The organism is Schwartzia sp. (in: firmicutes) (assembly GCF_978017985.1).
Genome location: NZ_CDXDFU010000036.1, coordinates 1 through 12,904, shown reverse-complemented (window position 1 = coordinate 12,904; position 12,904 = coordinate 1). Strand labels below are relative to the sequence as shown.

The 12,904-nt window shown below is 48.5% G+C and carries 8 protein-coding genes; 1 reads left to right on the top strand and 7 read right to left on the bottom strand.

Annotated elements, in window-relative coordinates; all coding sequences use genetic code 11:
- Positions 1 to 149 precede the first annotated feature (149 nt).
- The 3 genes from ACY69O_RS01775 to brnQ all read right to left on the bottom strand — a co-directional run bounded on the left by ACY69O_RS01775 (position 150) and on the right by brnQ (position 4,968).
- A complete protein-coding gene (locus tag ACY69O_RS01775; RefSeq protein WP_462331756.1) occupies positions 150 to 2,087 on the bottom strand; it encodes an ABC transporter ATP-binding protein in 1,938 nt (645 codons plus the stop codon).
- Positions 2,084 to 3,451 (bottom strand): LCP family protein, encoded by a 1,368-nt coding sequence (locus ACY69O_RS01770; RefSeq protein ID WP_462331755.1) that lies wholly within the window; start codon positions 3,449 to 3,451, stop codon positions 2,084 to 2,086. Before ACY69O_RS01770 ends, ACY69O_RS01775 begins: the two co-directional genes overlap by 4 nt.
- Before the next feature lie 164 nt (positions 3,452 to 3,615).
- Positions 3,616 to 4,968, bottom strand: a complete 1,353-nt coding sequence (gene brnQ, locus ACY69O_RS01765; protein ID WP_462331754.1) for a branched-chain amino acid transport system II carrier protein — start codon at positions 4,966 to 4,968, stop codon at positions 3,616 to 3,618.
- Between the two features lie 218 nt (positions 4,969 to 5,186).
- Between brnQ and ACY69O_RS01760 the strand changes: the two genes are divergently transcribed.
- Positions 5,187 to 5,603: a hypothetical protein gene (locus ACY69O_RS01760; RefSeq protein WP_462331753.1), complete on the top strand. Its 417-nt coding sequence runs from the start codon at positions 5,187 to 5,189 to the stop codon at positions 5,601 to 5,603.
- Positions 5,604 to 5,651: 48 nt separating this feature from the next.
- On the opposite strand, the gene ACY69O_RS01755 is transcribed toward ACY69O_RS01760, so the two are convergent.
- From ACY69O_RS01755 to metG, 4 genes are all read right to left on the bottom strand, one after another.
- Positions 5,652 to 8,579 carry an EAL domain-containing protein gene (locus ACY69O_RS01755; protein ID WP_462331752.1) on the bottom strand — a complete coding sequence of 976 codons (2,928 nt, stop codon included), beginning with the start codon at positions 8,577 to 8,579 and terminating at the stop codon, positions 5,652 to 5,654.
- Positions 8,580 to 8,783: 204 nt separating this feature from the next.
- The gene (locus tag ACY69O_RS01750; RefSeq protein ID WP_462331751.1) at positions 8,784 to 9,596 is read right to left on the bottom strand and encodes a G5 and 3D domain-containing protein; all 813 of its coding nucleotides are present in this window, start codon (positions 9,594 to 9,596) and stop codon (positions 8,784 to 8,786) included.
- A gap of 306 nt (positions 9,597 to 9,902) precedes the next feature.
- The gene (locus tag ACY69O_RS01745) at positions 9,903 to 10,685 is read right to left on the bottom strand and encodes a TatD family hydrolase (RefSeq protein ID WP_462331750.1); all 783 of its coding nucleotides are present in this window, start codon (positions 10,683 to 10,685) and stop codon (positions 9,903 to 9,905) included.
- Positions 10,685 to 12,616, bottom strand: a complete 1,932-nt coding sequence (metG, locus tag ACY69O_RS01740; RefSeq protein ID WP_462331749.1) for a methionine--tRNA ligase — start codon at positions 12,614 to 12,616, stop codon at positions 10,685 to 10,687. Before metG ends, ACY69O_RS01745 begins: the two co-directional genes overlap by 1 nt.
- Positions 12,617 to 12,904: the final 288 nt, after the last annotated feature.

Below are 12,904 nucleotides of genomic sequence, written 5' to 3'. Positions count from 1 at the left end.
GTTCTGCGTTTACCGTAGCAGCAGCAAGCCCCCTCTGCCCGTCAATGCGAAGGCGGAAAACCGAAAAACGTCCGTCATCGCTCGCAAAAACAATTGTTTATACGGTTCCGGTAAGTTTTTCCATGTTCCGCCTCCTTTCTGTCAGGATATCAGGCATCGCCCGAAAGCTCGCCCCAGGCCTCATACCTTTTTTCTATTTCTTTTTCCTTAGCCGCGTATGCTTCAGCAATTTTTGCCGATTTTTCCGGGTCGCTCTGGACCTCCGGATCATTCATCTCATGCTCAAGCATTTTGAGTTCTGCTTCTGCCATGGCAATCTCGGCCTCGGCACGAAGCAGCATATCTGCGCGCTTTTCATCGCTGAGTCCCGCATATTTGGACTTTGCCGCTGTTTTCTGCGTTTCTTTTGCAGGTACAGTCTTTTCTTCTTTTTTCACTTCAGGCATCTTCTGCTGGTGCCTTGCAGCTTCCTCTGCAATACGCTCAGCCTCATCTGCCTCAAGCTGCGCTTTTTTCTCTCGATAATAGCTGTAGTTGCCGTTATATTCCGTAAGCTGTCCGTTTTCCAGCTCCATGGTGGAATTTGTTACTTTATCAAGGAAATAACGGTCATGGGAAACAACAAGAAATGTCCCCGGAAATGCCATAAGGGCTTCCTCAACCGCTTCCTTCGCAGGAATATCCAAGTGGTTCGTAGGTTCGTCAAGAACGAGGAAATTGGCACCCGTCATCATGAGCTTCAAAAAAGCCAACCGCGCCTGCTCACCGCCTGAAAGGTCTCCTATTATGCGCAGTACTTCATCCCCGCGGAACAAAAAAGCCCCCAGATATTTGCGCGCCTGCTCCTCGTCAAGATCGTATTCATATTCAATTTCCTCCAGCACCGTGCGGTCCATGTTAAGGCCCTCATGCTGCTGGGAGAAATATCCGATTTTTACACGGCTTCCTATTTTTACGCTTCCCGTGGGAGACTCGAGTTCTCCCATGAGTATACGCAGAAGAGTGGTCTTGCCCGCGCCGTTTGGCCCCACAACAGCCACGCCGTCTCCCCTCCGTACAAGCATGGAGAGCTTCGAAAAAACTGTATTGTCGCCGAATACCGCTGAAATTTCATCAAGCTCCGCAACGCGCTCCGCGCATTCTGCGGGCGGGTGAAAAGCGAAATAATTAAACCGTGCCTTTTCCGCAGGAAGAACAATTCTTTCCAAACGATTCAGCTGACTCTGGCGTCCTCTTGCCTGTTTGGATTTTATACCGGCTTTATAACGGCGGATATACTCCTCCGTCTCACGGATATGTTCCTGCTGCTTTTCGTAAGCGCTTTCAAGGGCTGCTCTGCGTGCTTCCTTTACTTTTATATAGTAGCTGTAATTTCCGTCATAGGTCGTGACCGTCTGATTTTCAAGCTCAATAATTTTTGTGGCAACCTTATCGAGAAAAAAGCGGTCATGTGAAATCATCAGCACTCCGCCGGGATATGACGAAAGAAATCCCTCAAGCCACTCTATCATGCCGATATCAAGATGGTTTGTAGGCTCGTCAAGGAAAAGAAGCTCCGGCTCCCTCAAAAGTGCCTTAGCAAGGCAGACACGGGTTTTCTGACCGCCCGAAAGATGCTCTATATTCCTTTTGAAATCCTCATCGGTAAATCCAAGCCCGAAAGCAATGCGTCGTATACGGCTTTCGTAGTCATAGCCCTCCATATGCTCGAAGCGTTCAACAACCCTGCTGTATTCAGCCATGGTTTCTTCATCGGCGCCGTGAGCGATTGTTTCCTCAAGACGGCGCTTCTTTTCCGCCAATGCCTCAATATCACTGAACGCCGTACGAAATTCTTCGTACAGCGTTCCTGTTCCGAGTGATGCCTGCTGTTCAACATATCCAACCGCGGCAGCAGTATCCGTGTGGACGCTCCCCCCGTCGTATTCAATCTGTCCGAGCAGGCTGCGCATGAGGGTTGTCTTTCCTGCGCCGTTTGCGCCGACAAACCCCACACGCTCTCCTTTATCTACACGAAAATTTACATCGTGAAAAAGTTCGTTAATACCAAAAGCCTTTTTAAGGCCTTGTACCTCAAGTAAACTCATCTATAATCCTTTCCGATCCTAAGAACGGCCTGTGTGCTCTCGTCATTTGCCATGATAATGCAGTCAAAAGGCATGTTGTAGAAAAGGTCTACCGCCTGTTCAGGCACAGAAAATGCCGTTTTTTCACGGGATGTGGTTTCTCCGTTTCCTACATCCGAAATCTTAAAGCCTTTGCTTTTAAGTATTTCAGCAGTTTCCGCGCCGGCTCCGTTTATTCCGCTCTCGTTAAGTACGCGGATTGTGATATCCTCCGGCTTCAGCTCTCGGCGCTTTGTCTCCCGGCTCTTTTTATCTTCGGCCTTCTTTTCTTTCCGCTTTTCCTTTTTACCTCTGTCGGCTTCCTCAGCAACCGCGGTGCTGTCACCGTTAATCATGAGAGTGCCGTTTACCTCGACAAGTCCGTCAGGAAGATTGCGGTTATACTCTTCTGTATCCATCTCCGCTGTTTCCTTCATTTCCGAGGTCATATCCAATCCCATCTGTGATGCAACAAGCTCGCGGGACCCCTGAATATCCGGCAGCCAGTAGCTTGTTCCGTTCCACCATGCGGGCTGCCCCGGAAGCATAATCGTTTCAACACCGTTGGAGCGTATCTGCGGCAGATGCTTTGACAGAGCTACCATCTCGGAAAGCGGCATATTCGTATGAATTACAGATTTCAGCTCGTCCAGTATTTTGGGTATACGGGACAGTGTTTCCGGAGAAACCGCCTTTGTCAAAAGGGCATTTAAAAATTTCTGCTGACGGCGTATACGGCCTATATCTCCCTCTTCGTCCCGGAACCGGACGTATTCCATAGCACGTTCTCCGTCAAGATGCTGCATTCCGGGATAAAGGTCAATGACAAGACCTCCGTTATCGTCCCAAGGGTCCTCATAATACATGCGCTTTTCAACTTCAAGGTCAATTCCGTCAATAGCATCGATTATGCGCTCGAATGCGTGCAAATCAATCATAACGTAATAGTCCACCGGAACATTCAAAAGGTGCTCCACTGCCTTTTGTGTGCAGTCATGTCCGCCGTAGGCATAGGCATGATTGATTTTGTCGTAGCCGTTATCATCAATAACCGTGCGTGTATCACGGGGTATAGAAAGCACCGATGCAGATTTTTTCTGCTCATTCAGAGTCACGAGCATAAGCGTATCGCTGCGTCCTGCATCGTCCTTGCGCGGGTCTATACCCATAATCATGATTTCCTTTGTCATTTCGGATTTGATGCTTCCCGGCATCTCTTTTACAGTCTTAGGCGTACCTAAAAGCCTCCAGCCGCCAAATCCCGCAAGAAATGCTATAACAATGACAGCCAAAAAATATATTGCCCGTGTATAAATCCGACGTTTCCCCCCGCGCCGTTTTCTCATACTTCATTCTCCATTCCTATTTAATAAGAAAACCTTTAACAGTATATCAAAAAACCTTTTCTTCATCAACGAAAGCACGTTGCCATGGAACTTCTCCCGCGGATTAAATACAGAAAAATGCCGCACGTCTGTTTACGTACGGCATTCTGTCAAAACATTATTGATTACTGCTTCTGAGCGGCATCCGCCTCTACGGAAACACCGTGATTATGGACTACAGAAAGCACTCCGCCTGCAGCCGCTCCGAGAAGCGCCGGAAGAATCCAGCCGAGGTTCTCATCGTAAAGCGGCAGATAATGCGAGAATATATCATCAAGTGCGGAAGTATCAATTCCTGCAGCCTTAAGACCGCTGACGATACCGAAAAGCGTGGTCAGCAGAAGGCTTCCGCGATAAATCATAGGTGAGCCGCCAAAGAAACGGTCGACCATTGTCAAAAGAACGAGTACAATAATAATCGGATAAAGCGCCACAAGGAACGGAACAGATACACGAATCAGTCCTGTAAGACCGATATTGGAAGCCGCAAATCCGAAAATTGATGCAAAAAGTACAAGACGGGCATAGGAAATACGATGACCAAGAGCTTCATAAAAGTGTGAAGCGAACGCGGAAACCATTCCACAGCTCGTAGTAAGGCAGGCAAGCGCAATTATTGCCGCCAAAATGCTCTGCCCGACGGTACCGAAAAGAATCTGAGCCGCGCTTGCCAGTATGACGGCACCGTTCTCCGCAACGCCAAGGCGTGCGGCGCTCGTCGCTCCGAGATAGCTGAGGGAAAGATATACAAGGCTCATGAGAAATACTGCTATGAGTCCGCTCACGAAGCAGATACTTCCGACAGAGCGTGCCTCAACAATACCCCTCGCCTTAATCGCCTGAACGACGATTGCACCTACAGCCAGAGATGCCAGGAGGTCCATTGTGAGATAGCCGTTCTGGAAGCCCTGCGAAAAGGGAACCGTCTGATAGATGCCCTGGGGCTCCATAATCGGTCCCATTGGTGAAGCAAAGGTCTTTACGAAAAGCACGAACAGGAAAACCAGCAGTGCCGGTGTAAGCGTTTTTCCGACACGGTCAATCATCTTGCTTGGGTTAAGAGCGAGCCAGCAGGTCAGCACAAAGAATACTGCCGTATAAATACCCTGACCAACAGCAACCTGCTCCCACGCGAGGAAAGGTCTGATTCCGATTTCAAAGGATACCGCACCCGTACGCGGAACCGCAAAAAGAGGTCCGATTGTCAGATACAGAAGCCCGAGAATAACGGATGCAAAGCGTTTGGAAACGCGCTTGCCCATAAATGAGACGTAATCTCCTCCGGCAAGTGCTATTGCCACGATACCCAAAAGAGGGAGTCCTATTCCGGTCAGAAGAAATCCACTCATAGCGGGCAAAAGGTTACTTCCCGCGGACTGGCCGAGGGCCGGAGGGAAAATCAGATTTCCTGCTCCGAAGAAGATTGAGAACATCATGAGTCCGATGGACACAATCTCGGTTTTTGACATTTGGTTCATAAAAAAACTCCATTCCGCGTGCGCACAACAGCACCCTGTCGCTTATGCGACGGGTGTTCCGCACATTTCATACTCTGTCCCTCTTCTTCTGTTCTCCGGCGTCCTGAGAACAGAAACGGGTACAGTTTTCAAATCATGTGGTACATTATAGCATATTTAAAGATGAACTGCTATACTGTAAAGTAAACAAATGAAAAAGAAAGAGATGAATTTATTTTATGTCAGAAAAAGAACAGGATTTCACAGAACCGCACGGCGAGGACCAGATAATAAAGATGGATATTCTCGGCATGATACATAGTGCGGAAAATCCTTTCGATATCATCTATCACATTGCCCGTTACCTTGAGAAAAAAACGCGGGAAAACGGATACGCCGATCAGATCCGTGACAATATACGCTCTGTTTACGGACTCGCAATGGGAGAAACCAAGCTACTGACAGACGAGCTCCATGACGTAGAACAGCGTCTTGAACGTATCCGTCACTCCTACGATACCGGTGAATTTACCTCCGAAGAAAAAAAGCGCATCGAATACGCAGTCAAGCTTCACGAGAAAAACATTGAACGGCTGAAGCTGCTCATTCATCAGGCTGAGATCGACAACACGTCCATGACATTTGAAAAGAAATAAAAATGACGCGGCCCGCATCATATGTGATGTGAGCCGCGTTTTACATTGTTAAATATTTTCATTTGTTATGTCGTGCACGCTGGCCAAAATGCTGTAGTGGCGTTCAGAGGTTTTGGTTGCATTAAGATAAGCGCGGAGTTTCCGTGTTTTCCCGTCAGGTGACGTAAAGGAATACTCGATTGGAATCGGAATATTGGCGGTACTGTCGGCACACTCAATAACGGCTGCCTTGAACTTTTCCACCAGCTCTTTATCCAACAGATTCGCCATAGGAACGATTCCCTGCCCTCTGCGCGCGTCCGGGTCAAGTCCGTCGAGCTCAAGCATCCAGCGGTTTGCGTAGTTCAAATAAAGCTCTCCGTTTATCATCTGCGCCATTACAATGCCATTATTGAACTGATCGGTTATCGCCTGCAGCTGCAAGGGAAGATTGTACTGCGACGAAATGTCATCCCAGCCGATAAAGAAAAGCTGTCTGTCCTCCTCATGCACCAGCGAACTTACGCGGGCACGAAGCCACAAAAACGTCCCATCCGGCAGACGTTTTCTCACTATACATTCCGCCAATTTTTTGTGCTCGCCAGCATCGCGGATAGCCCTGAGGAGTTTTTTCCTGTCTTCTTCCATTATATATGAAAGAACCGGAGTTTTGCGCAAAGTCTCCTTGGAGGACTGCATAAGTTGAAAGAGTCCGTCATTTGCCCTGAGCAGCTCTATATCGTCTCCCGACATCTCATAAAGCCCTACTCCGCCAATCATGCTGTTGAACAAAAGATTAAAGGAGCGGCTGGGGTTCATCAGTTCTTTTATGTCCTGAGCATTCAGCCATTCCTCTTCCCGTCCGAGAACAGGCACGAATGTACGCTGAGCAAGCAGATGCGCATATTCGGCTACAGGAATCGGCCTGGAAAAATAGTATCCCTGAACATAGTCACAGCCTATTGTACGCAGGAAATCAACCTGCTGCCGGGTTTCAACACCCTCAACAACAACAGGAAGCTGCATCCATTTTGCCATACGCACGACAGAGTTCAATATATTGCCTCCGCGGCCGTTTTCATTCGTATCGTCAAGGAATTTCAAGTCAATTTTCAACACATCGACAGGAAGCTCCTTGAGCATGTTCAGCGATGAATACCCGCTTCCGAAATCATCCATGAGTATTTTGTAGCCCTTGGACTGCAGCTCCTTAACAACACGTACTATCTGCTGCGGATTGTCCGTATACGCGCTCTCTGTGATTTCAAGCTCCAGCAGTTCACGCGGCAGTCTGTATTTATTGACAAGCTTTTCAATTATATTTACAAGCTGCGTACTGTAAAAATCCACCCTTGACACATTTACGGAAACAGGAGGCGGATTGCGGTCTTCATCCAGCCACCTGCGAAGAAGTCTGCAGCTTTCCTCCCACACAAACTGGTCAAGCTGGAATATAAATCCGTTATGCTCAAATACCGGTATGAACTCGCTCGGAGATATTTCTCCCCTCGTGGGGTGCATCCAGCGTACAAGCGCTTCTGCTCCTACGACACGCTCCGTTGCGGCATCATATTTAGGCTGCATGTAGAGCACGAATTCTCCTCGCTGCAAAGCATCCGTCATGTCGTTTACGATTGTCTGCTCCGTCATAATATGATGGCGCATTGTTTCATCATATTCCGTGCACTCCATAATGCCGCTGCGCTTGGATTTAATAAGCGCAAGGGTTGCCCTGTCGCACATCATGCTGACAGGAATAGACCTGTCGTCTATGATATAAACACCAAAGGACAGCATGACACGGTATCCCAGCGTAAAGCTTGAAGCCAGGAGCTTGAGCGATTTAATGAAACGCTGGCGGTTTTTGCCTTCCGAAGGATAAAGCATGATGAATTTATCCGAATGAATACGCGCATAAATTCCGGCATCCAGCTTCATTTCCTTGAAGAAATTGGCGAAATAGCGCAGTATCCTGTCGCCCATTTCTTCTCCGAACAGGTCATTGATAACCTTAAAGCGTTCTATATCGAAGCACATTATCTCAAATTTTCTGTCCGGAAATTCCTCCAGAAGCTCCTGCGCCTTCTGACAAAAGGCGGTCTTGTTGTAAAGCCCCGTAAGCTCATCATAGGAAACCTGATATGCAAGAGTCTCGCTTGCCTGCTTAAGAGGGCTGATATCAAGCAGTATGCAGTTGTAGGTCGGTCTGTCGTTTGAGCTTTCCAGCCTGCGCCCGCACTCCACCACCCAGAGAGCACGTCCGTCTGCGCCGCGCATCTGGTACTCAACCTGGTATACATTTTTATAGGCAAGCTGACGTACTATTGACTGTGTAACGCCATCACGTTCTTCCGGGTTGATGAGCTTCGTCAGGCTCTCATCGGTTTCACGTACAAAAGCTTTTTCCGAAATATATCCCAGCATTTTCCACAGCTCTTCGCTGTAGAAGGTCATTCTTCTGTCTTCCGTCATACGGAATGTAACAAACGCTGAATGAACGTAAGCCGAAATAATATCACGGTCCGGCACATCACGGTTCGAACGCTGCTTCTCCATCACTCCGGAAAGCATACGTGAACAAATCATGCGGTACGTCGCCTCATGGTGAAGATTTCTCACGAGGTGAATGCCTGTCAGAATGTATTTCCCCTGCTGCATCCGGTACATAAGAGTAATCTGGTGAAGTATGGTCGAACGCTCGCCCGCCGTTCTCAGCACCACCAGCCCCACGACAGCACACATATCAGTCTGTATATACTCCCTCAAATTGGAGCGAAACAGTTTGCATGGAGAAATCAGTGCAAGCTCTTCCTGCAGGCATTGCAGTACATCCTTCCTGCCAACTGCATAACGCATGGACTGCGTTCCGAATGCCACGATATTTTCATCCGCCTGCTCCAGGGCACCCGCAGTATTGCCCTCAGCATAGAACTTTCTCACAAATTCTTTGGCACATGCAAGCCCACTTCCTGTGCCACCAGTGTTATGTTCTCTCATAAAATACCCAACCCATTCAAAAGACTTCCAAATAATTTCTTCTACCGGCATTTTTTAAAGTCCTGTCCTGCCGTATAAATTCAATTATATGCAGTATATATTATATAATAATTCAAGCAGAAATTCATTAGGCTTAAGAGGTAAAAAGAGTAAAACCTTTTTCACATACAAAAAGAGGGAACTCCCAAAGGAGCCCCCTCTTCTTTAGTCAAGCACATACACTTTTACATCCCGGCGTCCGAATTCAATCGCCGAGCCGTAATCCTCCATACAGAGGTCTATCATATCCCCTTCAATCATACCGCCTGTATCCGCAGCTATAGCAACGCCATAGCCCGGGATATAAAGACGCGTTCCAAGCGGAATAACATCCGGGTCTACCGCAGCCACACCGTGGCCGGCCGGGAGGCCTGTAGCCGTAATTCCGGCTCCGCCTCCATCCGTCGGAAGATACGCGCTTGCTTCCATAACCTTCATAGATGTGTAGCGCATACGTCCGCGGGATGTATCAATATACTGGTGACGCTGCTCTTCAGCACGCGCCATCTCAGCTTTTCGCTGTGCCTCGATTTCTTCCGGCGTAACAAGACGAATATTCATATCCTTCGTTATCGGTGTTTCCTCGCCGCCTACCGGACTGAACTTTGTAAGGTCATATCCGTACTGGTGAAGAACTTCACCGACTGTCTGTTTGCCTGTACGCACGATACGGGCTCTGTCGCCCTGCTCAATAGTCACAAGTACAGCACGATGAACGCGGATTTCAGTTCCGTTCTCAACGCGTTTCGTTGACATCGTAACCTCATCCTTGTCGTTCAGATGGATTCCTGCTTCCTGCAGCACACGCTCCGGACGAGCACCGGTCGTCGACATCTGCCGAGCCTCGCCGTCAACAACGACGGTGATGCGCTTGACATTGGCAAACCCGGCCGTCAGAACAGCCGCAATCAGAACACCGGTGCATATAAGTATGCGGGCATCCCGACCACAGGAAAACCATTTTTGTAATACATTCATCCAATTCCTCCTCACGAGCGGAAGATGGCAGCCGGGAGGAGTATTCCTCCTTCGATCTCTCTGGAAAAAGCCATGTTCCAAAAAACAACCCATCATGCATCTTTGCACATGACGGGGACATCGGACATGCTTATTATACCATTGATGATTTGATACTGTCAAATTATGCAGGACTCAGCCACCCACTTATGCCCTATTTTTAGGGTAAAAATGGGATTAAAAAAGTGGTGAGAGCCACAAATCAATCAGCTTTCACCACTTTTTCATTTTTCTGTGATTCTAGTCTCATACAAGCGCCCGGAACCCTTATACCTTAGAGGGCAACGCGTAAAGCTCTCTTGCATTTTTTGTGGTCTGAAGAGCAAACTCTTCAAAAGCTTCTCCTCTGACCGAGGCAGCAAATTCTGCCGTTGCCCGAACGTATGCAGGTTCATTTCTCTTTCCCCTGTACGGCTGTGGGGAAAGATACGGGCTGTCCGTCTCAACAAGAATACGCTCCTGGGGAAGCTTTCGGAGTATTTCCGGTGCCTTTACCGCGTTTTTGTAGGTTATGGGTCCGTCGATTCCAAGATACCAGCCCAGCTTCAAAAGCTCTGCCGCCATCTCCCAGCTTCCTGAAAAGCAGTGAATTACTCCTCTGTTTTTACGTCCCTCAGTTTTCAGGATAGACATCATATCCCCATGTGCTTCACGGTCGTGGATGCACACAGGAAGGTCAAGCTCTCGCGCAAGCGAAAGCTGACGGATAAACATTTCACGCTGCAGAGCTCTCTTTTCCTGGTCTTTTTCCCAGTAATAATCAAGCCCTATCTCCCCGATGGCAATGACCTTTGGCGATTTCGTCCACGCCGCGAGCTGTTCATCATCAGCATCCGTCATTTTGAAGACCTCTTCGGGGTGTACCCCCACCCCGGTAAACACCATAGGCTCCGATTCAGCCAGCGCCGCCGAACGCGCCGAGGATTCCATGGAATCCCCGAAATTGATTATCTGTACTACGTCCGCCTGTTTTGCGCGTACCAGCATCTCAGAACGATCTTCTGCGTACGCTTCGCCGTCTATATGTGCGTGGGTATCAATAAGCTCCATCAGTGTACCTCTGTGCCTGCAGGCATATCTACAGTCAAAAGCTTGAGGTCATCTCCGGCCGAAGCCGCGAGAATCATGCCGTGGGATACAACCCCGCGGATTTTTGCCGCCTTGAGATTTGCCACCAGTATGACAGTTTTTCCTGTCAGCTCCTCCGGTTTGTAGTTCTTCGCTATTCCCGATACAACCTCGCGCTGCTCTGTGCCCAGGTCAACTGTGAGCTTCAGAAGCTTATCAGCCTTTGGAACAGGCACAGCGGATATGACCTTTGCCACGCGGAGCTCAACCTTTTTGAAATCATCAATGGAGATTTCTCCGTCTGCGGCTTCTTCCTTCTGCTTCTTTGCAGGCTTCTGTTTTTCCTGCTTTGCAGGTGCTGCCTTTTCTTCTTTTTCTACTTCAATACGCGGGAAAAGCTGCTCTGCCTCTCCGATGTGCTGGCCTGCAGGTGTGCCGCCCCACGTTCTGATGTCATCAAGTGTCAAAGTGGAAAAATCTGCCGCAAAGCCAAGCTGTTTCCAGACCTTAGGCGCCGTTGCAGGCATAAACGGAGAAATGAGTCCGCTTATGATGCGCAGACTTTCAGCAAGATTGTACATGACAGATGCAAGCTCTTCTTTCTTCGACGGGTCTTTAGCCAAAGCCCATGGTGCAGTTTCATCAATATATTTATTTGCACGGCCGATAAATGCCCATACCGTCTTAATTACCGGGCTGAGCTGCATAGCCTCCATGCCTTCCTCAAAGCTCTTGACCGTGCGCTGAGCGTCCTCAATAAGGGATTTATCAATATCGCTTTCCGTCGTGGCCGGTTCAATAATACCGTCCTGGAATTTCGTAATCATGTTCAATGTACGATGCAGGAGGTTTCCAAGGTCATTTGCAAGGTCTGCATTGATACGCTCAATAAGAGCATCTCTTGAGAAATTTCCGTCCTGTCCGAGAGTGATTTCGCGGAGCAGGAAATATCTGATTGCATCCGGGCCGAACTCATCAATCAAAAGGTTCGGGTCAACCACGTTGCCCTTGGATTTGGACATTTTATCGCCGTCAACGATAAGCCAGCCGTGACCGTATACCTTCTTGGGCAGCGGCAGATCAAGCGCCATAAGGATACACGGCCAGATGATGGAATGGAAACGGACGATTTCCTTTCCTACCAGGTGAAGGTCTGCAGGCCAGAATTTCGCGAATTTTTCCGGATCGTCCAGGAATCCGATCGGCGTGATATAGTTCGTAAGAGCGTCGAACCAAACATAGATAACGTGCTTATCATCTGTAGGCACAGGAATTCCCCAGTCAAAGGACGTACGGGAAATGCAAAGGTCATCAAGTCCCTGCTTGATGAAGTTTATCATCTCGTTTCGGCGCGAAACAGGCTGAATAAACTCCGGATTATCCTCAATATATTTGAGCACGCGGTCAGCGTAGTTTGACATCTTGAAGAAGTACGCTTCCTCCTCGACCTCCTGCACCGGGCGGTGGCAGTCAGGGCAGCAGCCGTTCTCATCAAGCTGATGCTCCGTCCAGTAGCTTTCGCACGGGGTGCAGTAAAGCCCCTTGTACGCGCCCTTGTAGATGTCTCCCTTTGCGTATATACGGCGGAAAATTTCCTGTACAACCTTTATATGGCGTTCCTGAGTCGTGCGAATGAAATCATCATTGGAGATATTGAGACGTGTCCAGAGCTTCTGAAAGCCCGCAACAATGTTATCAACGTACGCGATAGGCGTAACGCCTTCCTCCTCCGCCTTCTGCTGGATTTTCTGACCGTGCTCGTCGCTTCCCGTCAGAAAAAATACATCATATCCCGCAAAACGCTTGAAGCGGGCGATTGAGTCAGCAATCGTCGTGCAGTATGCATGTCCGATATGCAGTTTTGCGCTCGGATAGTAAATCGGCGTCGTTATATAAAAGCTCTTTTTCTCCATAAAATAAACCCTCCACACTGCACCGAAATGCTAAAAACGGTGCAAAAATCGTCAAACCTCATTATAACGCATTCGTTCAGGTTTTGCCAACGGCAAAACTTCCTCTGTCAGCGTTTCAACGAGACATAAGATGTCGAGTTATAACGCATTAACTCAGGTTTTGCCAACGGCAAACCCTGAACGAATGTGTTATAATATAACCATATTATATGACTCAAGACAGGAGGCATATCCTTAATGAATAATACAAAACCAAAGGTCGTCATTCTCGGCGCGGGCATGGGCGGC

What these genes read in the sequence shown, in the direction of transcription:
- ACY69O_RS01775 (WP_462331756.1), bottom strand. Translation starts at nt 2,087, where the DNA reads ATGAGTTTACTTGAGGTACAAGGCCTTAAAAAGGCTTTTGGTATTAAC.
- ACY69O_RS01770 (WP_462331755.1), bottom strand. Translation starts at nt 3,451, where the DNA reads ATGAGAAAACGGCGCGGGGGGAAACGTCGGATTTATACACGGGCAATA.
- brnQ (WP_462331754.1), bottom strand. Translation starts at nt 4,968, where the DNA reads ATGAACCAAATGTCAAAAACCGAGATTGTGTCCATCGGACTCATGATG.
- ACY69O_RS01760 (WP_462331753.1), top strand. Translation starts at nt 5,187, where the DNA reads ATGTCAGAAAAAGAACAGGATTTCACAGAACCGCACGGCGAGGACCAG.
- ACY69O_RS01755 (WP_462331752.1), bottom strand. Translation starts at nt 8,579, where the DNA reads ATGAGAGAACATAACACTGGTGGCACAGGAAGTGGGCTTGCATGTGCC.
- ACY69O_RS01750 (WP_462331751.1), bottom strand. Translation starts at nt 9,596, where the DNA reads ATGAATGTATTACAAAAATGGTTTTCCTGTGGTCGGGATGCCCGCATA.
- ACY69O_RS01745 (WP_462331750.1), bottom strand. Translation starts at nt 10,685, where the DNA reads ATGGAGCTTATTGATACCCACGCACATATAGACGGCGAAGCGTACGCA.
- metG (WP_462331749.1), bottom strand. Translation starts at nt 12,616, where the DNA reads ATGGAGAAAAAGAGCTTTTATATAACGACGCCGATTTACTATCCGAGC.